The organism is Allosalinactinospora lopnorensis, from assembly GCF_000981225.1.
GTDB lineage: Bacteria > Actinomycetota > Actinomycetes > Streptosporangiales > Streptosporangiaceae > Allosalinactinospora > Allosalinactinospora lopnorensis.
The window spans coordinates 31614-54634 of record NZ_LAJC01000012.1; the positions used below are offsets into that span (position 1 = coordinate 31614).

Here is a 23021-nt window from a genome sequence, read left to right on the forward strand (position 1 = left end):
GGAGCCGGACGTGTGCTGGACACGGGTGGACAGGGGGTCGGCGCTGGAGTCCGAACGGTACGGCCCACCGGCTGCGATGGGGACTCCGCTCCCGGCCGGAGCCGGGAACACCCCCGGCCAGGGCCAGGGTATCCGCGCACTCTGACATTCGCTGGCGCGAATTTCGCCGCCGGAGGAGATCGGCGCGTGGCGCCCACTTCCTACCGGCGGCAACGGCTGGGGCGCCGGGGTTCCCGCGTCCATACCACGCGCGAGATTACCACCTCGGAGCAGGAGAACCCTGTGCTCCCCTGCTCGACCGGCTAGCCTGGCGTGTCACCGGACAGGATCCCGGCCGGAGAGCCCACCACCGAGGATGATGTGGGTCACATTCCGGGCTGATTCCGCTGTCGGCGTACAGGAGGACTGGTTGGGAAGCTCCTCGTCCGGTTAGATGTTGTCCCAAGTGACTAACGCCGAGTATTGAGGAAGGCGAAGTGACTGGAACCCTTGCCCCCACCCAGCCGCTGACGGCTGCTGACCGTTGCGACCGTTGTGGTGCGCAGGCGTACGTCCGAGTGGTACTCAGCTCCGGCGGCGAACTGCTGTTCTGCGCACATCACATGCGCAAGCACGACGATTCGATTCGCAAGATCGCCTCGGAGATCCAAGACGAGACGAGCCGCCTGCACGAAACCCCGGCCACGTCCGCCGAAGATGAGCGTTAAGTCATAACAGGAAAGGCGTCCGGCGGTGGCCTCCGAACGGAGGCCACCGCCGATGTCGTGTCGGAGGCGGTTCCGCACTCACCCGCCACCCGGTAGTGGTACCGGTCGACCACGGTGAAGCCGGAACGCCTGTAGAGGCGCCGCGCCCCCGCGTTGGCCTCGGTCACCAGCAGGTAGGCGTTGCGGGCGCCCTTGTCGTGCGCCCAGCCGAGCAGCGCCGCGACGATCTGTCCCGCCAGCCCGGAGCCGCGCGCCCGGGGACGGGTCACCATGCCGTACACCCCGGCCCAGTCCCCGTTCAGGGCGACGCAGCCGCGCGCCAGACCGGAGTCGTGCAGGCCGTATCCCATCGCCGGCACCCGGTCGAGGATGCGGTGCAGGGCGCCGATCCGTTCCGAAGGGACGTCCGCCTCCCGCCACAGCGCTCTCCATGCCTCACCCGGACGGGCGCTGACCGTGACCGCGCTGGTCGCCGCGGGCCGTTCGGCCAGTTCCCGGGCCATCACCAGCGTGGGATCGACCACGCCGTATCCGCGGGCCGCGAGGGCGGCGCCGAGTTCCGCGTTCTCCGGCCAGACCTGCACGCAGGGCGCGCTGCCGCGTGACCGGTAGAAGCGCTCCATCGCCTCCACCGACACGTCACCGCCCAGCGCGATCGCGGAGTTCGCCCGTTTGGTCACGCCCTCGCTGTGACCGAGACGCCATCCACCGCGCACGTGGACCTCTGCCGATGGCCAGTCCCGGCACACCCGATCGGCCCATTCGTTCATCGGACATTCCTCGTTTCCGCTCCGCAACCGAGGCACGTGCGGATCCCCGCGAACCCGGTACGGAGCGGTTCGACACGGCTCCGTGCGAGGACGAGCGGAGCCGCCATCGGTGACCCCGCCTGGTCCCTCGATAGGATCAGCCGGTACCCGGGGATCCGTGGACCAGCGCGCACGGCCCTGGCCGTCTCCCGTTGTGGACACAACCACAGTTCCGCCACACCAGAAAGAGAACCCATGCTCATTCTGCTGCCGCCGTCCGAAGGCAAGGCCACCGCCGGGGACGGGGCGCCGTTGGACCTGGCCGCGCTGAGCCTGCCCGAGATGAACGAAGCACGGGAGACGGCGCTGGAGGCGCTGGAGGCGCTCTGTTCCGGCCCAGAGGAAACGGCCCGGCAGGTCCTGCGGATTTCGGCCGCGCAGAACGAGGCCGTGCGGCGCGACCGCGAGGTGCGCACAGCGGCGACGCTTCGGGCCGCGGACCTCTACACCGGTATGCTCTACGGCAACCTCCGGCTGCCGGAACTACTGTCCGGCGGCTCCGCGGAGCTCACCCGGCGGTCCGTGCTGATCTTCTCCGGACTGTGGGGGGCGGTCGGGGCCACCGATCCGCTGCCGCCCTACCGGTTGTCGATGGGGGTGAGACTCCCGCCGATCGGCGCTCTGGGGACGTTCTGGCGGTCGCGGCTCGCCGAGGTCCTCACCAAGTCCGCTGACGGACAGCTCGTCGTCGACTGCCGCTCCTCGACCTACGCCGCCGCGTTCAAACCGTCGGGCGGCACGGCCGAACGGACCGCGACCGTCCGCGTCCTGCGCGAGACTGTCAGCGGCGGGGTCGCCAAGCGCACCGTTGTCAGCCACATGGCCAAGGCCACCCGAGGCGCGCTCGCCCATGCCCTGCTCGCCAACCGGGTCGACGCCGGCACCCCGGCGGAACTCGCCGAGGCTCTCAACGATCTCGGCCACCCGGCCGAACTCACCGGCCCGCCAGGCAGGAACCGGCCTTTCGTGCTGGATGTCGTCGTGCGCGCCTGACCGGATCCGCGCGGGTAACAAACCGGTCTCGGTTCTTTATCTCGGTCATACATCGCGCCCGGCATCATCGTGCGTGTCAGTTGAAGAGCGCAGAGCTGCGCTGACAGCACCACGGACTTCCCAGGGAATCGCCACACCCGAGGAGCCTCTGTGGTGACGGGGTATCACCGGCAAGCGATCGGGCCGGTCTGCGCGGAGACCGGCCCGATCCGGTGGGGCTCGTACGGCCGCTGCGTTCCACGTCAGAACTCCCGGGGCCTGCACCCCGCGGCGTGGACGTAGCGAGCCGGGCCGTCAGTCGAGGTAGTCGCGCAGCACCTGGGAACGGGACGGGTGCCGCAGCTTCGACATGGTCTTGCTCTCTATCTGCCTTATGCGCTCGCGGGTCACCCCGTAGACCTTGCCGATCTCGTCCAGGGTCTTCGGCTGGCCGTCGGTGAGGCCGAATCGCATCGAAACCACACCGGCCTCGCGTTCGGACAGGGTATCGAGCACCGAGTGGAGCTGCTCCTGCAGGAGAGTGAAGCTGACCGCCTCACCCGGCTGGATCGCCTCGGAGTCCTCGATGAGATCGCCGAACTCGCTGTCGCCGTCCTCACCGAGCGGGGTGTGCAGCGAGATCGGCTCGCGGCCGTACTTCTGCACCTCGACGACCTTCTCGGGGGTCATGTCGAGTTCCTTGGCGAGCTCCTCGGGGGTGGGCTCACGGCCGAGGTCCTGCAGCATCTGCCGCTGGACACGCGCCAGCTTGTTGATGACCTCGACCATGTGCACCGGGATGCGGATCGTACGCGCCTGGTCGGCCATCGCGCGGGTGATGGCCTGCCGGATCCACCACGTGGCGTAGGTCGAGAACTTGAAGCCCTTGGTGTAGTCGAACTTCTCGACCGCGCGGATCAGCCCCAGGTTGCCCTCCTGGATCAGGTCGAGGAAGAGCATGCCGCGACCGGTATAGCGCTTGGCCAGCGACACGACGAGCCGCAGGTTCGCCTCAAGCAGGTGCCTCTTGGCGCGGCCGCCGTCCTCGGCGATCCACTCGAGCTCGTCGCGGAAGTCCGGGCTCAGGGAGCCCTCTTCCTCGGCGAGCTTCTCCTCGGCGAACAGCCCGGCCTCGATACGCTTGGCGAGCTCCACCTCCTGCTCCGCGTTGAGCAGGGCGACGTTTCCTATCTGCTTCAGATAGTCCTTGACCGGGTCGGCGGTGGCGCCGGCGGCGACCACCTGCGCAGCGGGGGCGTCGTCGTCGTCCTCGTAGAGGACGAACGCCTCGTCCTCGGAGGTGTTGGCCGCGGCTTTCTCCGGGATTCCGACGTCTTCGGGTTTGACGCCGGACCCCGCGACAGGGCCGTCGGCCGCCTCGGGCCTGTCATCGAGGTCCTCGACGAGCTCCAGCTCGACCCCGGTGTCCTCGATGTCCTCGGTCGACTCGAGTTCGAGCTCCTGGTCCTGCTCCCCCGCGGCCTCCAGGCCGGAGTCCTCCTTGGCGTTCCCGGCGTTGGCGGGCGCCTTCTCCCGCTCCCCGGCCGGCTTGGTCTCCGTGTCCGCGGAAACGGACGAGGAGGACGCGGCCTTGGCGGTGGACTTCTTCTTCGTCGACTTCTTGGCGACGGACTCGCCACGCGCAGGCGTCTCCTTCCCGCGCGCCTGCGCGGTCACCGCCCGCCTCTTCTTCGGCTCATCCTCCGGCTCGGCCGTCGTCGTCGCGCTCCCGGAGTCGACGACCGCCGTAACGGTGTCGGGCTGCTCCTGGGCCGCCGCCGCGCGCTTCGCCTTGTTCGTAGCGGTCTTCCTCGGGGTAGCCGCCTTCTTGCGCGTGGACTTGCGTCGCGCGGGTGCGGATTCCTCAGCCCCCACGACGAGAGTCACGCCTTCCTTGGTCAGACTCCGGAGCACAGTCTGGGCCTGCGACATCGGAATATCGGCCTCTTCGAAGGCACGGCGCACGTCCTCGGGCTCAAGGTACCCCTGGGACCGCCCACGCTCGATCAGCTGCTGGATGACGGGCTCTTGCAGCGACTCCTGCTGCTTAGAGCGGGTCGAACTGGCAGGTGACACAAACACCTCTCGAACGGACGTGTGGCGAGATTGCTGGACCCGGCGGCCCGATGAGCCACAAGGAGGAGTCAGGCCCCTCTCCTCGTTCTTGCCCGGGATCGTCCCCGCCTGGACGGGGAAGCCGATTTTTCTTCAGCGTATGCGCCCTCTCTAGCGTTTGGGCACATCCGCCCAGTAGGATTTTTATCCGCAGCCGTGCGGATCGAACCCCACCGTCGGGTCCTGAATCCACCCCCCGCGTGAACGGGATTGATGGCTCCTCCACCTTAGGCAAAGTGGCGGACTTCTTCGTACGGTCTACTTCTCCGGTTCGGCCTCGAGCACCGGAAGGTGGACGGCGAGCAGTGTGACGTCATCGTCCTGCTCGTACCCGTCGAGCATGCTCTCAACAAGATAATTGAGCATCTCCTGTGGATCGCCCACCACCTCCGGCCGCGCCTGTGACGCAACGGTGACAAGTTCGTCGAGGCCGGAGGCAACGGAGCGCTTCCGGTTCTCAACCAGTCCATCGGAGTAGAGGACGACGGTGTTACCGGGCTGCACGAAAAATTTGTGATGGCCGCGCCGCGCACTCACTCCGAGCGGCGTGTCGGGGTCGGCGTCCAGCAACCACGGAGCCCCGTTGTCGACCACAACCAACGGCGGAAGGTGCCCCGCGTTGCTGAGATCGATCTGGCCGGTCTCGGGATCGAGAACGAAGTAGACCAGTGTGGTCACCTGGTCCATGCCCTCGGTGGCGTGAAACATCCGGTCGAGCCCGGTGAGGACGTCGGCGGGTTCGGGCATGCTGAACGCAAGCGCCCGCAACGCGTTGCGCACCCGGCTCATCCCGGTGGCGGCCTTGATCCCCTTGCCCATGACATCGCCGAGAACACCGGCCACCCGGCCGTCGGGAAGCGGGAAGGCGTCGTACCAGTCGCCGCCCACCTGCACGTGCTGGGTCCCCGAACGGTAGAACGCCTTCATCCGGACGCCTTTGACCTCCGGAAGCTCCTCGGGGAGCAGGCTCCTCTGCAGCGCCTCGGCGGTCCGGTGCTCGCGCTCGAACAGCGTGGCGCGCCCCAGCGCGAGAGCGCACTGGCCGGCCAGTGCCTCCAGGAAGACCTTCTCCTCGTCGGAGATCTCGCGGGGGCTGGTGAACGCGAACCGCAGCGCACCGATCGGCAGCCCTGCGCTGAGCAGCGGGAGCGTGACCCAGGCCTGTTCGTCGGTGTGCTCCAGGAACGTGACGACGTCGGGATCGTCGTCGAGCAGCGCCCGCAGCTCGATCGGGCTGCCGGCGATGAAGGGCTTGCGGTCGCGCACCGCCATCGACATCGTGCCGGGGAAGTCCAGCCCGGCTTCGGCCGGGTGAGTGCCCGGAATGTCGGGCAGGACGTCGGGGTTGAGCAGGCGCAACCGCAACCGCTCGCGGTCGAGCAGCGCCACGGTCGTGCGGTCCACGCCGACCGCCGAGCGGCCGATCTCCGTCATGACCTGGACGACCTCGTCAACGGTAAGGGCCTCGGCCAGATCCGACGTCGCCTTCTGCAACCGGACGGTCCGCAGGGCCGCCTCTCCCAGCTGCTGCGTGAGACGCTGCCGCATCTCGTCGGCCTCGCGCTGGGTCGTGACGTCGGTGTTGGCGCCCACCCACTCCATCAGCTCGCCGTCACGCATGATCGGGACCGCGCGCGAGCGGTAGTAGCGGAAGTCCCCGGACTGGGTGCGGATCCGGAAGATCTCGTCGAAGGTCGCGCTGTCTGCGATCGCGTCATCCCAGGCGCGTTCGACCAGGTCCCGGTCGTCGGGGTGCACAGCGTCCAGCCACCCCCGGCCAAGGTACTGATCGACCGACTGGCCCGTGATGGCCCGCCATTCGGGGCAGTCCTCCTGGATCTCCCCGTTGGGGTCGGCAGCCCAGACGACCTGGTTGCCGGCCTTGAGGAGGGATCGGTAGCGCTCCTCGCTCCGCCGCAACGCCACCTCCACCTTGTGCCTGTCGCTCAGATCGACCGCGATGAGGGCCACCCCCTCGACCTCGCCGTCGTCACCATAGGCGGGGAACCAGGACAGCGCCCAGTGCGGCTCCTCGCCCGAAGCGTTCGGGGCACCACCGATGAGGTGGTGGTCGCTGTAGACGACGGGGCTCCCCGCGAGCACCGCGGAGATCGCGGCGTTGTGAGCGTCGACGTCCTCGGAGCGCTGCAGCACTTCACCAGGGGTCCGACCTCGGCAGTCACCGTCGTTCCGGCCGTAGACGGCGGCCAGAGTCCGGTTGACACGGCGGAACCGTCCCGAGGTGTCGAAGAAGCCGAAACCGATAGGGGCTTCCTTGAGAAGGGTCTCGAGCAGGGCGGAATCCGAGGGGTCGAGTCCGAACACGCGAGGGGGCGGAACGGACGTCTCGGTGCTCAACGATGACACCTCCGGGTCCTTCCCCCCGTTCGAGGGGGACTCATTCACGCGAGCGCCAGAGCTTAACGAATGTGGTCCAGGTGGGGACGGGAACGACATGGCCGACCTCCACCACGGAGACGCTCCCCGCGATCGCGCCAGTCACCGCCCACTGCCCAAGACTCCCCCTTGAGACGCGATCACGAGCCGGTAGTTCTGTGGCGACGGCCCCGTAGGCCGACGCCGTCGCCTCAGCATAGGCCACGACCGCCCCTTCACATCGACTGAGCCGCGGCGGAAAGTAAATGGGCATAGCGGAAAGTAAATAATACGACGCGGAAGGGCCCGCCGGGGCGTCTTACCGGATTTCGGTCAACCTATTCTCGCCCCCTCACGCGATGACCAGGTAAAATGCGTCCTATTCGCCGGAAGCCCGAATAATCGGACGGCTACCACGCGGACACGCAGCGAATATCCATCCTCCAGATCGGCGACCCCGGGCACGCCAAGCCAGTTCCCGGGTACGCCGCCCCCTCCCACCGGAGGTGGTACCAGAAGGACGGCAACCCCGACAACTCCAAACCCATTTTTACCAATTCTTTACATCTGCACGGCGGAGCCCCGCCGACCGGTCCCCCCTTTCCCACCTGCGGCCCTCCCAGGAGAATGCGGCTCTTCCGGCGGAAATGCGACGGAGGTGCCGACTACTTCCCTCGCGTCCTCGGAGGGAACCGAACGGCCCCGTTACAGGGCTACGCAAAGCCTGCGCAAGGACCGGCGTAGCGAGGGTTGACACCTCTGCCTGAGGAAGTGAAATGGATGGTGGTCGCCGTCCGGACCACTTCACCGCAAGGGGCGTGAGCGAGGATGCTCCAAATCTCTCCGGCACATGACCTCCAACAGGTCACCGCACGGCTGCACGACGAGTTCGGGGCCCTGTCGCCCCGTCGTGTCGAACGCTGCATCACCGACACTTGGAAATGCGCCGAGCATCTCGGTTTCGACGTGACCCCCGGTCTCGTGGAACGCGTTGCGCGGGAGCGCCTCCAGGCCATGGTCAAATCCGAGCCTCCGTCCAGAGAGGCCGTGCGACCGCGCCCGGACGAGCACGACCAGCTCGTTTAGCGTCCGCTCCCGGACCTCCCCCAGGGCGCCCGCCCCACGCGCGCTCCTTGTCCGAAGGGTTTCCTCCTCTGCACCAGGCGGCCCGTGCCTTAGGCTCTACGAGTGTCCGTATCACCCCTCTCACGAAAACCGGACCCCGAACCAGTGCCAGACGCCGTCTTCGCCGAAATGCTGCGCGCTGCCAGGGCGTTCCTCGCGATGCGGCACCCCCTCGACGTCGAACTCGGTGTCAGCGAAATGCTCGGTTCCTGGTGGGGGCAGAGAGTCCCCGGTGTCGACGTCGACCGGCTGCTCGGTGAAGGACTGGTCTCCCACGCCGCGAACGCCGGCACCCCGGCCGGCCTCGCGCTGCTGACCGGCGTCTCCGTCCTGGGCACCTCCCGGAGCCAGCGTGTCCTGGCCGAGGAGCAAGTGCAGCGGCTGGAGGTCAAGGGCGTCGCGCGCCCGGTATGGGCGGCCCCGCTGGGAGAGGCCCGCCCGGTCGCGGCCTACGTATCCGGCAACAAGTTCGGCGACATCGACGACATCATCTGCACGTTCCGCTACGACGACGATCCCGAGGCCGAGACCGGCGACGCCGGGCACGCGCTGATCGCCGTCATCGACCACAACACCGGCGGCGTCCTCCGAGACGCCTGGGTGACGACCAAAGTCGACCGCCTGCTGGCGCACTGCCGCCGGAAGACCGCGGACGACCTCATGGCGAGCTTCACGACGCTCACCCCCGAACACGCCCGCACGCTGCTGGAGGCCGCGTTCAAGCGGACCCACCAGGTCTTGACCAGCACTGTGGGAGAGCGCCCGGTGCGCATCACCGGCGCGGGAAACCGGGACCTCGCAGAAGGGTCGCTGGCGGCGCACCACGCCCTGGCCCTCGCCCGGGTGCGGATGCTGCCCCGCGAGAAGGATCCCGCCCCCGAACCCGTGTGGCGGCGCGACCACCGGGCCACGCTGGCCGCCCAGTTCCTCGCCTCCGACGCCGCGGCGGAGCTCTCCGACTCCTACGCCGCGAGTCGCTGCGTCGACCACATCATCGCCTACGGCTGCGATGTCGACGCAGGCCGCCCATTGCGGGTGAGCCCGCGCAAGGTCGAGGCGTTCCTGCTCACCTGGTTGCCGCGCCGGGTCGTGCTGCTGCCGGAGGAGCAGCAGGCCATGCCGCACGTGCTGGCCGCGTGGATCCGGTGGGCGGGGCCGCGCCACGGCCTGCCGGAGACCGCGGTCAAGGCCACGCTGGACGCGCTGTGGGAGTCCACCGCGGCGTTCACCACCTCCTACCTCGACCCCGCCGCCTCGTTCGGGTTACGCAGGGAGGCGATCCGCCGACTGCTGCCTGACAACGACCTTTCGGCGCTCGCCCGCCGGATGTTCGCCTTCCCGCTGCTCGCCAGCGATCTGGTGGCCGAAGCCGCAAGCGAGTTCGATCCGGCGACCCGGACGGGGCGGCGCGCCCTGCTGCGCCTGGACCACTTCGGCGAGTACGACACCACAGGGTGGCCGCGGGGCAAGCACTCGGCCGGCCAGGAGTCCGCCGGCCGGGACGCCAACGCGGACTCCGCGTCGGAAGAGGAACTCGCGGCGCACGAGCGCCTCGCCGAACGTCTGTGGAACGGTGAGCCCTCCGCACTCTGGGAGGCCGCCCAACGCCTGCTCGACCGCGGCCACGGCCGCCCGGAGGTCCTGGAGACGCTCCTCAAGGTCCTCCACGACGCCGAGGACGAGAACGACCTGGTGGTACGGCTCGGGGAGCTGTAGCCCGCCGTCTCCGATCAGCCACGCTCCAGCAAGCGCTCCCGGAGGGAACCGATGACCTCGGGAGCGAGCTTCAGACCGTCCCGGGCGTAGTCCGTGAACGTCCCGTACACCCGTTCCACCTCGGTGAAGGCGGTCTCCAGGTATTCGCGGCGCACGAGCATGATCGGGGCGACCAGTTCCCGGTCGACGCCGTTGCTGTCGGTCAGCCCGTGGACCCACCTCCGGACGTTGTCCAACCGGGCGTTGCTGGCCAGGTAATCGGCGATGATCGCCTCCTTGGGGACGTCCAGCAACGCCAGGATCAGAGCAGAGCCCCATCCTGTGCGGTCCTTGCCGGCGCTGCAATGGAACACCGCCGCCGTTGGCCCCGTGGCGACCCGCAGAACGAGCTCCGCGTAGCCGGCGCAGGCCTCGTCGCCGGTGACGAGTACCCGGTTGACGTTGTGCATGAACCGCTCGGCGCCGCCGTTCGAGAGCACCGCCCGGGCTCGCTCGGGATGCGAGAGGATCGTGGCCAGATCCCCGACCGGGGACTGCTCCTCTCCACCCGAACCGGACGGCGGGGCCGACGGACTGGGGGCGACGTCGATGACCGTGTACTCCGCTCCCGAGGGGATGCGGTCGACGTCCTTCTCGCGTTCGAGCGCGGCGCGCAGATCGATCACCTGGCGCAGGCCGAGGCGTTCCATGAGGGCGAGATCGTGGTCGTCGAGCCAGGCCAGCGCGTCGGCACGGTACAGCAGACCGCGGCGGACCCGCGCTCCGTCACTCGTAGCGTGGCCCCCGAGATCGCGGAAGTTGGGGGCGGTGGCCAGGAGTTGGGCGTCGTTCGTCACGGAAACGACCTTATCTACCGGTTATGGCCCGGTCTTATCTAGGGCATGAACGCTCCTTCGCGCAGGGCGGGAATCTGCTCGCTGGCCTCTTTGACGTCCTTGACCGTGTCGACCCCGCGCCAGAATCCGTCGATCCGGTAACCGAAAAGCCGCCGCTGCCCGGCCAACTCCGGGAAGGTGGTGGATTCGTGGTCGCCCTTCTCCGGAAGCAGCGGAGTGGTCGCGCGCTCGAAGACGTAGACACCGGCGTTGATCCAGAAGGGCAGCATCGGGCTCTGAGTGAATCCCTCGATCGTTCCGTCCTCGGTCACGTCGACGATGCCCCAGCTGGTGCGGTACTGCGTCAGAGCCAGCGTGACCAGGCCGCCCTTCCGCCTGTGGTAGGTGGTGAAGTCGTCCAGCGAGAACCAGGTGAGCACATCGCCGTTGAGGGCGTAGTAGGGGTCGTCGCCGCCCTTCAGGCCGGACGCGGCGTAGCGCAGTGCACCGCCCCGGCCGAGCGGTTCCTCCTCCACCAGCAGAGTGACCTCCGGGCCGGCGGTACGGGCGGCCACGTGCTCACGCAGCACCTCCGCCTTGTAACCGCAGGAGACGACCACATGCTCGACGCCGTATCCGGCGAGCCACTCGAGCTGGTAGTCGATGATCGGGCGGTCGGCGACCTCGACCATGGCCTTGGGGCGGGTGTCGGTGTAGGGCCTCAGGCGGGTCGCCTGGCCGCCGGCCAGGATGACGGCCTGACGGAGGGGGGAGGTGGATCCACTCATGAAGCGGAGGCTAGCAGGACGGTTGCGCGGACGCGGGAAGCGGCGGAGAGGCCGTGCCGGTCACTCCTGCGTCACCTCGCCGTACGCCTGGCGCAGGTCGGCGCTGGTCACCATGGTCAGCTCGGCGGCCGTGGCCGCGTCCCCCAGTTCCTCCGAGACCCGCAGGTCCCGGTAGGAGCAGGCCTTCTCGAACAGGGAGCGGGCGAACCGGCCGTTGCCGAGTTCGTCGATCCAGCCGGCCTCGCAGACGTAGCCGAAGATCTGCCGCAGGTCCTCCCTGGCCGACCCGTCGAACACGTCACCGGTGCGGGCGGCCACGACGTCGGCGATCTCGGTGAGCTCGTCGGGGGTGTAGCTGGGAAATCCCACCCGCACGTTGAACCGGGAGGCCAGCCCGGAGTTGCTGGCCAGGAAGCGGTCCATCTCCGCCGGATACCCGGCGAGCACGATCACCAACCGGTTCCGGTCGTCCTCCGCGCGCTTGAGCAGCGTCTGAATGGCTTCGGCGCCGAACGCGTCGCCGCCGCTGTAGCCCGGGTTGGCCAGCGCGTAGGCCTCGTCGACGAACAGCACCCCGCCCAGCGCGCGGTCGACCAGCTTGTTGGTCTTGACCGCTGTGGCCCCCAGATGCTCCCCGACGAGGTCGGCCCGCTGCGCCTCGACGACCTCCGCCCGCGTGAGCAGCCCAAGCGCGGCGAACACCCGCCCCAGGATGCGCGCGACCGAGGTCTTGCCGGTCCCGGGCGGCCCGGAGAACACGAAATGCCGCATGGGGGGCTGGGTACGCAGCCCCTGCTCCTCGCGGAGCTTGGCGACCTGCAGCTGCGCGACGATCGACCGCACCTGGCGCTTGACTGGTTCCAGGCCGATCATCCCGTCCAGTTCGGCCAGGGCCTCGGCGACGTCCGGGGTCTCACCGAACCCGGGCAGTCGCGCGGTGAGCTCCTCGTACGCGGTGGCGATGTCAGGGACGCGCACCGTGACCAGCTCCTCCGGGTCGGGCTGGTGCTCCCCCTTCCCCGAGGTCACGACGCGCACATCGCGGGCCTCGGCGGCCTTCTCCACCAGGGAGCGGACGAAGCGGCCGTTGCCGAGCTCGGCGACAACCTCCCGTTGCGCGGCCTGCTCGAACCTGCGGCGCAGCCCCGGCCGCGCCTCGCTGTCGAGCCGGTCGCCGCGCTGCTCGAACAGGGACTCGGCTATCTGCTGCAGCTCATCGGGGCTGTAGCTGGGGAAGGTGATCCTGGTGGCGAACCGGGATGCCAGGCCGGGGTTGGAGGCCAGGAAGCGGTCCATCTCCTCCTGGTACCCGGCGAGGATGACGACCAGCCGGTCGCGGTCGTCCTCCGCGCGCTTGAGCAGCGTCTGCACCGCTTCGTTGCCGAACCGGTCGGGCTGGCCGTCGCCGTCGTTCACCAGGGAGTATGCCTCGTCGACGAACAGCACCCCGCCCAGGGCGCGGTCGACGAGTTCGTTGGTCTTGATCGCCGTCGCACCGAGGTACTCTCCCACAAGGTCGGCCCGCTGGGCCTCGACCACACGCGGGGTGGGCAGCAGGCCGAAGGAGTGGAAGATCGTGGCGAGGGTGCGGGCCACACTCGTCTTGCCGGTCCCGGGAGGGCCGGAGAACACCAGGTGACGCAGCGGCTTGTCGACGGAGTAGCCGGCGTCGGCCCGCAGCCGGGCCGCCTCGATGGATGCCGCGATCGCCCGGACCTGCTGCTTGACCGGGTCCAGCCCGATCATGTCCTCGAGCCGGGCGAGGGCCTCGTCCACCGGTATCGGTTCCACCTGCTCGTCGTCGCCCTTCGCTGCCTCCTGCTTCGAGACGCCCTCCGCGGCGCGCCCGGTGCCGCGCTCCCGGCCCGGAGCGGCACCGGCCGGCTCCCTGCCCTGGGGCCCTCCTCCCTCCTGGGCTTCGCTCCGCGGTTGCAGGTCGCGCCGGAACCGGTACGCGGCGACCGCCCGCCACAGCAGCGCCAGGCCGGCCGCCACCACGGTGCAGACGACCCCCAGGGCGGGCGGCGCGGATGCGGTGAGCATGGCCCCCAAGGCGACGGCGAGTCCCACGATGAGGGCGACCAGCAGAGCCAGGAGGGTGGTGTGCCAAACGGGGAACTCCCGGATCCGGGTGGCCGCCAGGGAAACCAGCGCCGGCAGGAGTAAGAGGACCAGCACCGCCGGATCGCCCGCGAGTGGGATCTGGAACAGCGGGAAGGCGACGGCCAGCCAGGCGATGCCCACCAGGACCGTCGCGACGGCTTCGGTGGAGCGCATCAATGCCGCGAAGACGAGCAGGACCGCGACCGCCACCGAGGTCGCCAGCAGCACCGGAATACCGGTGACAAGGGCGAGCACGGCGGTGACCGTGACGACGACCAGGCCGGCGACGAGCCGCGAACGCAGCGGGTAACCGTAGTAGGCGGAGCGCAGCCGCTCCAAGGAGGACGTCCGCCCGGAACTCTCCACGGTCCGGGTCCGGTCGGCGCGCGGCATCCTGCCCCCTTATCCCCGTCGTGCCCGGCCCGGCGACGATGTCAGCCGCCTCGCTGTCACCTGTTTTCCGTAATGTCCGCGTCAGCCCCAGGCCCGGCGGCCCGCGGCCGTGTCCCATCCTGCCGTCAGTCGCCGGTTTTCCTCGGTACTGATGCCCCGTAACGGTCCGGCGTGTCGCATCCGTCCAGACGTTGTACACCACACACGCCGCTGGGATGAACGATTCGAGACTAGACCAGGGGGAGTTGGCCGTTGGGTCCCGGTCGCGGCTTCCTGAGATGCCTCCATTCGGGCAGAGCGTCGAGGTAGGCCCAACTCAGCCGGTGGTGCGGGGTGGGGCCGCACTCCGCGAGCGCCGCGCGGTGGGCGGGCGAGGGGTAGCCCGCGGCCGTCGCGAAACCGTAGCCGGGAAACGCCGGGTCGAGCTCGGCCATGTAGGAGTCGCGGTGCACCTTGGCCAGGATCGACGCCGCCGCGACGCTCACGCAGGACAGGTCGGCCTGGACCTGGGTCCGCACGTTCCACGGGCGGCCCAGGTAATCGTGCTTGCCGTCGAGGATGACGGCGTCGGGCCGCTCGCGGAGCCCTTCCAGCGCGCGAAGGGCGGCGCGGCGCAGCGCTTCGGTCAGGCCGACCTCGTCGACCTCATCGGGAGCGGCCCGGCCGAGGGCATGGTCGCACACCCATGGACGGACCTTCTCTTCCATGGCCACGCGCTGCTTCGGAGTGAGCTTCTTGGAGTCGGTCAGCCCTTCGGGGGGATCGGATCCGTCGGTCACCGCGGCGCAGACCACGACAGGTCCGGCCCAGGCCCCGCGCCCGACCTCGTCGATACCGGCGATGAGCGCCGCGCCGTTCCCGGAGAGTTCGTTCTCCAGCGCGTAGGTCGGCGGCTCGACAGCGGAGGAGGCTGAAGTGGTCACGCGCCCCACCCTAGTGGCCCGTCCGCCGGGTGCTCGCCCCGGTTCAGCGCGCATTCGGCGATCCCCGCGTGTGGCACGCGAACAATTTCGCCGCTTTAGGTAGCTTCCTGTTGACCGACGGTGTTGAGGGGGTGGTCAAGCGTGAAGTGGGGCATGCGGCGGTCCATTGGTGGCTACCGCGGGACGTTGTACGACATCACGACCCTGGCACTCCGGCTCGGGGTGGGCCTGCTGTTCACCCGGCACGCCTGGCGGAGCATCGGGGGCGGTCCCGTCGATCCCCTTACGGTCGAGCGGCTGTCGGCGGTCGGGGTTCCCGCCCCCGAAACCGTGGCCACGGTCCTGCCGCACGTCCAGCTGGCGTGCGCGACCGCTTTCGTACTGGGACTGCTGACACCACTGTCCGGAACAATATTGGCGGCGCTCGGCGCAGGAGTCCTCTGGCTGGCCTGGATCGCGGAACCGCCTCTGTCCCCCGCCACCGCACCGGCGTTCCTCGTCCTGGCCGTGACGGCCTGTCTGCTTCCAGCGGTGCACACCGGACGCCTGGCAGTGGATCACCTGGCGTTCTCCCGGCCCTCATCGCCGCGGCATCGGATAGCCGCGAGACGATCACCGCGAACCCCGCCTCCTTCCCCCAAACGGCCCGAAGAGGCCCCGGCCCTCCCCTATCCTGAAGAACAGGCCGCCGTCGGGCGGCCTTCGCAAACTTGACGCGGCCGCCGGGGCCCGTCCCGCGTCGGCCTCGTACGAGAACACGGAATCGGTGGGGGAACATTCGTATGTCCGCCGCAGCCCCCATGTCCGGCCAGGAACCGGGCGATGGGGCCGCGCAGAGCGCCGAGGGCGACTCGGTCGCGAAGCTGATCGAGATCGCGCACAAACCCACGCTCGGCGAGCGCCTCATCGCCTGGGCGTCGCGCCCGCCCGGTCGTCTCTACCTGCCCGCGTGCGTATTCGTCGGGTTGGTCCTGCTGCACGAGGACAGCATGCCGGGCGGCCACCTGTCCAGCTGGCTGATCGGAATGGGCGGCGGGGCCGTTCTGGCCGCTATGGGTGCGCTGCGGCTGGGGATCGCGTTGACGGTGGCCCGCCCGATGATCCGCTACTACTGGCTGCGTTGGGTCACGGCACCGGTGATAGCGGTGCTGACGATCGTGCTGGCGGTGACCGACCTCCCACTGCAGGCGCGCGTCGAGGTCTCCTCCGACTCCCTGGTGGAGGTGCGCGACACCGCCAACCGCTCCACCACGATCCCGATGAACGGGACGTGGGCCGGGCTGTACCCGCTCAAAGCCGTGTCCGTCACCGACGGCGTCACGCGATACACGGTGCAGGGGGCGGGGCTGCTGAACGCGTCGTCGGGGCTCGCCCACAGCCCAGAGTCACTGCCCACCGACGTCTTCGTCCGGGGGCATGGCGGCGTCGTCTACGAGCACATCTCCGGCGACTGGTACTCCTGGAGCGAGTACTGAACCCGCGCGCGTCCAGCCCTGACCGTGCTCCGGCTCACGCCCGGTTTTCCTCTTCACGCACTGAGCACTAACCCGGTTCTTGTATCAGTCCGGTAAACATGGGTGGAGTCGCGGACCGGCCGCAGGGAACGAGAGTGCGATGACAGAATTCATGACGACGCTGCATTTGCGCATATACGACGCGGTTATGGCGTTCCAGCGCGCCCACTCCCGAGGCGACGAGGACCTGTGTCTCGTCCAGCTCGGCGAGATCGAGGATCTCGTGGAGATAGCGGCGCGCCACGGCGTGGACATCGACAGCGGCTACCAGGCTCTCGAACACGCCGCGTGACGAGGCGGGCCGGAAACGAAGTCAAGAATGCTCCAATAATTGTTCCCGGATTCCTGGCATCACCTCTTGGAGGCGGCGGAATCCGGGAACAATCTCCCCCCGATACAGCGACCCTACTCGGCGTCGATTAAAGGCCGGGTAATGATGAATCCAAACTCGCGCCATACCGGGTGAAATCCAGCGGCGGGACCTATTGCCGCCGGACGCGGGAACCGTTTCCTCCCGCATGAGCGCCTCCGAACACGGACCGGGGCGGGTGCGAACCCGGCGCGCTGCCGCCCCCGCCCCGTCCATGTGTCACGTACGGCGCCGCTGCCGGCCGGCGGCCTGCTGTCCCTGCTGGTGTTCCTGGGTCATCTGCTGCTGGCGCTCGGCCGCCGCGGCCACCGCCCCCTGGACCTGAGTGAACTCGTCGGCGGGCTCCTCCGAGCGCCCCCCGCTGTTCCTCGTGGGGCCGAGCGAGGCCCGCCCGTCCGAGCGCCGGTCGCCGATGTTCGGCAGTAGCTGCGCCAGGAGCAGGGTGGACAGCGCCGAGGAGTCCCCGCCGCCTTCTTCGGCGTGGACCACCACGGGCTGCGGAGCCTTCTCGGCGAGGACGGCGCCCACATCGAGCCGCCGGCGGGCCAGCTCGTACCGGAGCACTGCGCGGTTGTCCCGGTAGGAGGTGGCGAGGTGGCGCTGCGCCTTGGCTTCGTTCTGCGCGGCCACCAGGTCGGAGCGGCCGCGCGTCTCGATCTCATAGCGGACCCGCTGCGCCTCGGTCTCCTGCTCCTCCAGCATCTGCGCGACGTCCTTGCGTGCCTTGTTCAGCGCCGCGTTGACCTCGACGATCTTCGCGTCGCGGGTCTTCTTGGAACGCTCGATGTCCATGAGCAGGGTGTCGATGCGGCGCTTGCGGGTGAGCTCCCACTCCTGCTCGTAGGCGACCAGCTCCTTGGCCACCCGCTCGCGGGTGGCCAGGTGCTGCTGGTACTGGCTGGGCAGCTGCACATCGGGGATGTTGCAGCCCATGATCTCCACTCCGTAGCGCTCCAACTGCCGGTTGAGCAGCTGCTGCATGTCAGCGACATCGGATCCGCGCAGATCGTAGGCGCTCTCGGTCCGCACCTGCCGGCTCCGCTGCCGGATCGCGTCCTGCACCGCGTTGGACAGCACCAGGTCGAAGTTGCTGGCACCGATGGTGCGTACGAACCGGACCGCGTTCTCGATCTTGAACTTGAGGAAGAACTCGATGGACTTCAGCGGCACGTTCTCGTGCGTGGGGCAGGCGAGGACGGGCGCCGTGTACGGAAACTCCGTCGAGGTGTCCACGACGAAGTCCACCCGCGACCACGGGTGCCACAGGTAGTGCCGGCCCGGTTCGAGCGTCCCGACGACCTCGCCGTAACGGGTGAGGACGCCCGTGGTGCCCTGTTCGATCTCCACGATCGACGACCGCCACCACCAGAGCAGCCCACCGAAGAGCGCGGCGAGCGCGAGCAGCAGGAACGGGATCGCGAGGAACCTCAGGTCCGCGGCGGCCGTGTTCCCGATGATCGCGACGACCAGCGCCGTGAGCAGCATGTACAGCGCGACCCAGATCAGGATGATCCACGTGAGTCCGCGGCTGTCGCGCGGGATGACAACAGGGACGAGTGCGCCCTGGTCGCCACCGCGCAGCAGGCGGGCGATGTCGCCCCAGGAGGCCAGCGACTCCTTGATGCTGGAGCCGCCGCGGCCCGACTGTGTCGGCGTCGGCTGGTTCATCTACCGGCCTCCCTCGTGCGTGTCGTCGACGACCGCGCTCAGCCGCTCGTCGATGGAGTTGTCGGACACCGACTGGCGGATCTCCTCGACACGGTCGGCGCCGGGAACGTCGTCGGCCTCCGGTTCGGCGGGAGCCACCGTCCGCTCCTCGATCTCCAGGAGTTCGGTGATCTCGGCCTGGCGCTCGGAGATGCGCTCGGAGATCTCGTTGAGCCGGGAGCGGATGGCCGCCATGTCCTCCTCGGAGAACAGCGTGCTGTCGGTCTCGCCGATAAGGCCCTGCGCAATCCGCAGGAAGTTGACGCTGGAGTCGTCCCCGCCGCTGATCCGCAGCACCTGGGGCAGGCTCTCGGCCACGGCCTCCAGCTTGTCCAGCAGGTCCTTTTGGTAGCGGTAGTTGAGGATCTCGGGCGCCTCGGCGGCGCTGACCGCCCGGATGTCCAGGGCCTGCGCCTCCAGCAGTGCCGCGTTGGCATTCGCCTCGCTCTCGGCCTCGACGAAGCGTTCACGGGCCTTCGCGCGGGCGCGGTTGGTCTCACGCTCCAGGGCGGTGTCCATCTGCGCCTGGTACTGGGCGATGTCGGCCTGGATCGCCGACAGCGTCTCGTTGAGGGAGGCGAGCTCCTTGTTCAGGTCGCCCTCGTTCTGCTCCTTGCGGAGCTGGAGCTCGTACTCGTAGGTGTAGGCCTCTTTCGCGACGCGCACCATCTCCGGTGCGGCGAGGTCCATCCGGTACTCCTGGCCGGAGGGCTCGGCGTGCGTGATGTTGGCGTTGGTGAGCCGGACCGCCGGGAGGAACTGCTGATTGAGCTGTTCGAGCAGGCGCTCGGAGTTCTCGCCGACCATGTCGTAGATCTCCGCCGCCTGCTGGTCGTAGATGAGGCTGCGCGTGGTCTCGCTGATGGCGTTGTTCAGTTTCTCCTCGAAGCCCTGCACGGCGCCGAGCACGAAGATGAACTCGCCGGGGTTCTCGATCTTGAACTGCACGAACAGATCCACCGATGCCTTGACCCCGCTCTTGGTGGGTGCCTCGCGGATCGGCGCGTTGAACGGGTACTCCCGGGTGGTGTTGACGATGTAGGAGACCCGCTTCCACGGATTGAACAGCGTGACCCGTCCGGGGCCGACGATCTCCTCCAGCTTGCCGAACTTGGTGATCAGCGCCTGGCAGCCATCGGGCACCATGACCATGCCCTGGCGCCACCACATGAACGCGGCGACGCCGAGCGTGACGACCCAGTAGTGCAGACCGAAGAACGGGTTGAGGAGGACCCCTGTCGCCAGGGAAAGGGGGAAGGTGGCCACCGAGCCGAAGAGCCCGACGACGACCAGCAGGATGGCGGGCAGCATGGCGGTGAGGGTGCGGCCACGCGGGATCACCATCGGGCAGATGACGTGCACCGAGCCGCTGCGGTTCTGCTCGAACGAACTGCGGTTGAGTACCTCGCCGGCATTGTCGAGAGAGCTGGTCTGCTGCTCGATCCGCGTCCCTACTGAGGCCCCCTGGTCACGGGCGGCGAGGAAGTCCCCCGGGTCGAGCCCGGTCCCCTCGGCCCCCTCCCTGAACGCGCCGGCGACCGTCTCCAGCGACTCGCCCTCTTGGACGGCCCTCTCGGCGGCTCCGCGCACTGTCTGAGCGAAGGACATGCGTTCGCAACTCCTTGGATGTCGTGGAACTGGGGATTCGACGCGAGAGGGGATGGTGGGGTTCCGCGCTCCCGGCCCGGAGTGACGGCATCCTCCCACACGGCCGTTGGCCGGATCAGCCGCTATGCGGTAACCATCCGCTTTCTATAGGCGTACCGCGACCCGGCTTATCTCCCATTAGGCGAGGAAGTCGAACTCCGTGCCCGCCCCGGCGTCGCGCGCGCCCCGGTAGGCCAGCCAGGCGAGGGCCAGATCCTGCCAGGGCAGGCCGGCGGGGACGTAGACCGTGATATCGGCTTCCCCCTCGCGGGCGGCCACCGTTCCGGTGAGCACCTCGTGCAGGGTTCCGTGCACGAGTGCCGTGCTCGGTACCGCGTCCGTGGTGGCGGCGAACTCGGCGTCGTCGACGATCACCCGGGCCATCCGGAACAGCCCGTCGGAGAGTTCCCGGATACCGGGGTCATCGGTGCCGAGCGAGGTGTAGTGCGCTCCGGGGCGCGCATCGGCGCGGCGCAGGAACGGCTCGCGGGACCAGGTGGCGGTCAGCACGATATCGGCCTCGGCGGCCACGGCAGCGGCGCTGTCGGCCACCCGCACCGCGAGGCCGAACTCCGTGGCGCACCAGTCGGCGAACTCACCGGCTCGTTGCCGCTCGGCATCGGCCACGATCATCCCGGATATGGGACGGAGCCGGGTCAGCCCTCTGGTGAAGAGCCCGGCCTGCGTACCGCACCCGATGATCCCGAGTACCTCGGCGTCGAAGCGCGCCAGGCTGTGCGTGCCCAGCGCGGCGGCGAGGCTGGTCCGCCATGTGGTGAGCGTGGCGGAGTCGAGCAGCGCGAGCAGCTCCCCGCTGGAGAGGTCGTGCAGGAACACCACTCCGCGCAACGCGGGGCGCGCCCGCGGGAAGACGGCATCGGTCCTGACCGTGTAGGCGGTGACACCGGGAAGCAGCCCCGGCATGAGAACAGCGGCCGTCCCGGCGCTCCCCGGCAGTTCTGTGCGGACACGGCGGTTCGCGATCCCCGCGGTCGGGGCGGTGAACCCGTCCCACAGCCGGTCCAGGCAGGCGTGCACATCCAACACCCTGAGCAGGTCCGACCGGCCGATACACAGCGTCACGGGTTCATTGTCGCACCGCAGCGGCACGCCGGCGGGTATCCGGCGCCTCCACGGGCGTTGTGCGGCATCTGTGTGCCCGGCGGCGCTGCCGGGCACGGGGACGAGAGGAGGGAGAGGGGTCAGCCCTGGGTGATGTACTTCTCCAGCTGCTGCCGGTCGAGCTCGAGCTGGCTGATCCGGCTCTTGACGACGTCGCCGATGCTCACGATCCCTATGAGTGCGCCATCGGAGATGACGGGGACGTGACGCACACGGTTCTCGGTCATCAGAACGGTCAGGGTGTCGTCGGTGTCGGTGGTCGTACAGGTGATCACGGCGGCGGTCATGATTTCGGAGACCGGGGCCTCGAGGAGGTCCGCGCCTCTCTCCTCAAGCCGGCGCACGACGTCGCGTTCTGAGGCGATACCCGCGACTCTGCGGCCCTCGGTGACGACGACCGCCCCGACGTTGTGTCTAGCCATCGCGGTCAGCAACTGCGCCACTGTGGTTTCCGGACTGACGGTCACCACCTCCGAACCCTTAGCGCGCAGGATCTCGGCAATCAGCATGGCGGCCACCTACCTTTCGCTGGGTGCTCGGGAGTTACCCGATCGGGATCCCCCTTAATCGCCGGACCTTTGAAACCGCGGGACGGGGGCACGGCCCGGTCGCTCCGCGTGAAGGCCGCGGCGACCGCCTCACTGGTGCAGGGCGGTTATTCGGAGGGCGCGGCACTCCCCCCGGATCAGCCGCCCTCGATCCAGTACCTCTGCGTCCTGGCGGCGGCTTCCTCCTTGTTCATCGCCGCGACTTTCACTGCGACCGCGGTTCCTCATACATGAACAACGACCACCCACTGCGGCTTAGGGCGTCCGGGCTCTTCGACGAGTCGGTTAATGTCGTCGAGGTCACTTGTCAACAGCACCACCGGGCGCGGTTGCTGCAGTGCGGTCGCCGCGACCACGGCGTCGAGTGCGTAACGGTGGCCGGTCAGCCCGGTCGCGCCAAGCAGTTCCCCGGCGCGGCGCGCGATCTCGACCGTGACCGGGAGCACTGTAATACGCGACAGCACACGATGCACAGCGGCGTCGCGCGAATCGCCGCGAATGACCTCGGTCAAGGTGACCGCGCTGACCACAACTCGGGCGCGGCGGCGACGGGCGGTCTCCATATGTGCCCGTGCACGCCGGTCACCGGCTGCAAGCTTCGAGAGACCTTCACTGTCGAGGACGAGAGCTCCGCTCGCGGCTAGTCGGCGTCCGGCCACGCCGCCTCCGCTTCCGCCAAGGCGTCTTCGGGCACAGGGCCGTGTTCCTCCTCAAGCAGCACAGAGAGTTCGGCCAGCAGATCCAACTCCAACTGTTTGGCGACCGCCTCGGTCACATAGCGGCTGAACCCGCCCCGCCCGACGCGCTCTTGGACAGCGGCGCTCAGCTCCTCTGGCATCGAAACACTGACCTTACGGGCCCGGCTACCGGTGCTGGAGGCGTGCCCTCGCTCTTCGTCAACACGGGCCGCCAGTACCTGTGCGGCCCTCTGGGACTCGGGGGAAAGCACGTCGATGTCGCGAAGCGCTCCAAGAGCCAGGGCAAAGGTGTGCGACTCGTTTGACTCCATGGCTTTCACCAGTTCGCGGCGGAGTTCTCCAGCGGAGCGCTCATATGTCTCCGACCGTCTAGCGTGATCCGACTCCATCGGCTCAGCTTTCATGTCGATGATCCTACCAACGGTAGTAACTTCATGCCCGCCCTACGCGTGATCACACTGGGCGACGCTCTTCAGTTCTCCGGTCTATCGGATACCCGGGCATTCAGGCGCGATCGACGGTCCGCCGCATGAAGAGGAGCGGTGGCCCGAACCTCTCTCGGGCCACCGCTCT

The 23021-nt window shown here is 68.7% G+C and carries 20 protein-coding genes; 7 read left to right on the forward strand and 13 right to left on the reverse strand.

The genetic code is table 11. From position 1 onward, the window contains the following. Window positions 1-476 precede the first annotated feature (476 nt). Window positions 477-707 carry a DUF7455 domain-containing protein gene (locus VS93_RS06455; RefSeq protein WP_046469099.1) on the forward strand — a complete coding sequence of 77 codons (231 nt, stop codon included), beginning with the start codon at window positions 477-479 and terminating at the stop codon, window positions 705-707. Here VS93_RS06455 and VS93_RS06460 read toward each other — a convergent pair. Then, complete coding sequence (locus VS93_RS06460; protein WP_082126663.1) at window positions 704-1477, reverse strand: GNAT family N-acetyltransferase; 774 nt, start codon at window positions 1475-1477, stop codon at window positions 704-706. The two genes, VS93_RS06455 and VS93_RS06460, sit on opposite strands and share 4 nt — an antisense overlap. Before the next feature lie 234 nt (window positions 1478-1711). Here VS93_RS06460 and yaaA point away from each other — a divergent pair, with 234 nt between their 5' ends. After that, window positions 1712-2509, forward strand: coding sequence for a peroxide stress protein YaaA (gene yaaA / locus VS93_RS06465; RefSeq protein ID WP_046469100.1), 798 nt, complete (start codon window positions 1712-1714; stop codon window positions 2507-2509). A gap of 294 nt (window positions 2510-2803) precedes the next feature. Here yaaA and VS93_RS06470 read toward each other — a convergent pair whose 3' ends face one another. Both VS93_RS06470 and VS93_RS06475 read right to left on the reverse strand, forming a co-directional pair. Then, entirely contained in the window at window positions 2804-4507 is a 1704-nt protein-coding gene (locus VS93_RS06470) for an RNA polymerase sigma factor (protein ID WP_082126668.1), read from the reverse strand. 354 nt (window positions 4508-4861) lie between these two features. Beyond that, window positions 4862-6961: a SpoIIE family protein phosphatase gene (locus VS93_RS06475; protein WP_046469101.1), complete on the reverse strand. Its 2100-nt coding sequence runs from the start codon at window positions 6959-6961 to the stop codon at window positions 4862-4864. An 846-nt stretch (window positions 6962-7807) separates the two neighbouring features. On the opposite strand from VS93_RS06475, the gene VS93_RS06480 reads away from it, so the two are divergent. Beyond that, window positions 7808-8065, forward strand: a complete 258-nt coding sequence (locus VS93_RS06480; RefSeq protein WP_046469102.1) for a hypothetical protein — start codon at window positions 7808-7810, stop codon at window positions 8063-8065. A 168-nt stretch (window positions 8066-8233) separates the two neighbouring features. Next, complete coding sequence (locus VS93_RS06485; RefSeq protein WP_046469145.1) at window positions 8234-9820, forward strand: hypothetical protein; 1587 nt, start codon at window positions 8234-8236, stop codon at window positions 9818-9820. Window positions 9821-9834: 14 nt separating this feature from the next. On the opposite strand, the gene VS93_RS06490 is transcribed toward VS93_RS06485, so the two are convergent. From VS93_RS06490 to VS93_RS06505, 4 genes are all read right to left on the reverse strand, one after another. After that, entirely contained in the window at window positions 9835-10656 is an 822-nt protein-coding gene (locus VS93_RS06490; RefSeq protein ID WP_046469103.1) for a tyrosine-protein phosphatase, read from the reverse strand. Between the two features lie 38 nt (window positions 10657-10694). Continuing rightward, window positions 10695-11423: a nucleotidyltransferase family protein gene (locus VS93_RS06495; RefSeq protein ID WP_046469104.1), complete on the reverse strand. Its 729-nt coding sequence runs from the start codon at window positions 11421-11423 to the stop codon at window positions 10695-10697. 60 nt (window positions 11424-11483) lie between these two features. Further along, window positions 11484-13919, reverse strand: coding sequence for an AAA family ATPase (locus VS93_RS06500; RefSeq protein WP_046469105.1), 2436 nt, complete (start codon window positions 13917-13919; stop codon window positions 11484-11486). Between the two features lie 230 nt (window positions 13920-14149). Further along, window positions 14150-14842 carry a ribonuclease HII gene (locus VS93_RS06505; RefSeq protein WP_046469106.1) on the reverse strand — a complete coding sequence of 231 codons (693 nt, stop codon included), beginning with the start codon at window positions 14840-14842 and terminating at the stop codon, window positions 14150-14152. 153 nt (window positions 14843-14995) lie between these two features. On the opposite strand from VS93_RS06505, the gene VS93_RS06510 reads away from it, so the two are divergent. The 3 genes from VS93_RS06510 (at window position 14996) to VS93_RS06520 (ending at window position 16648) form a co-directional block, all read left to right on the forward strand. After that, window positions 14996-15556 carry a DoxX family protein gene (locus tag VS93_RS06510; RefSeq protein ID WP_052745566.1) on the forward strand — a complete coding sequence of 187 codons (561 nt, stop codon included), beginning with the start codon at window positions 14996-14998 and terminating at the stop codon, window positions 15554-15556. A gap of 68 nt (window positions 15557-15624) precedes the next feature. Next, the gene (locus tag VS93_RS06515) at window positions 15625-16317 is read left to right on the forward strand and encodes a hypothetical protein (protein ID WP_046469108.1); all 693 of its coding nucleotides are present in this window, start codon (window positions 15625-15627) and stop codon (window positions 16315-16317) included. A 139-nt stretch (window positions 16318-16456) separates the two neighbouring features. Further along, window positions 16457-16648, forward strand: coding sequence for a hypothetical protein (locus tag VS93_RS06520; protein WP_046469109.1), 192 nt, complete (start codon window positions 16457-16459; stop codon window positions 16646-16648). Window positions 16649-16945: 297 nt separating this feature from the next. Here the strand turns inward: VS93_RS06520 and VS93_RS06525 are convergent, their stop codons facing one another. From VS93_RS06525 to VS93_RS30270, 6 genes are all read right to left on the reverse strand, one after another. After that, window positions 16946-18394 (reverse strand): SPFH domain-containing protein, encoded by a 1449-nt coding sequence (locus tag VS93_RS06525; RefSeq protein WP_046469110.1) that lies wholly within the window; start codon window positions 18392-18394, stop codon window positions 16946-16948. Then, the gene (locus tag VS93_RS06530) at window positions 18395-20041 is read right to left on the reverse strand and encodes an SPFH domain-containing protein (protein ID WP_082126666.1); all 1647 of its coding nucleotides are present in this window, start codon (window positions 20039-20041) and stop codon (window positions 18395-18397) included. Window positions 20042-20218: 177 nt separating this feature from the next. After that, window positions 20219-21163, reverse strand: coding sequence for an ornithine cyclodeaminase family protein (locus VS93_RS06535; protein ID WP_046469147.1), 945 nt, complete (start codon window positions 21161-21163; stop codon window positions 20219-20221). A gap of 119 nt (window positions 21164-21282) precedes the next feature. Beyond that, complete coding sequence (locus tag VS93_RS06540; protein ID WP_046469148.1) at window positions 21283-21711, reverse strand: CBS domain-containing protein; 429 nt, start codon at window positions 21709-21711, stop codon at window positions 21283-21285. Between the two features lie 263 nt (window positions 21712-21974). Further along, window positions 21975-22409 carry a type II toxin-antitoxin system VapC family toxin gene (locus VS93_RS06545; RefSeq protein WP_046469111.1) on the reverse strand — a complete coding sequence of 145 codons (435 nt, stop codon included), beginning with the start codon at window positions 22407-22409 and terminating at the stop codon, window positions 21975-21977. Then, entirely contained in the window at window positions 22391-22759 is a 369-nt protein-coding gene (locus VS93_RS30270) for a hypothetical protein (RefSeq protein ID WP_201776561.1), read from the reverse strand. Before VS93_RS30270 ends, VS93_RS06545 begins: the two co-directional genes overlap by 19 nt. Window positions 22760-23021 lie beyond the last annotated feature (262 nt).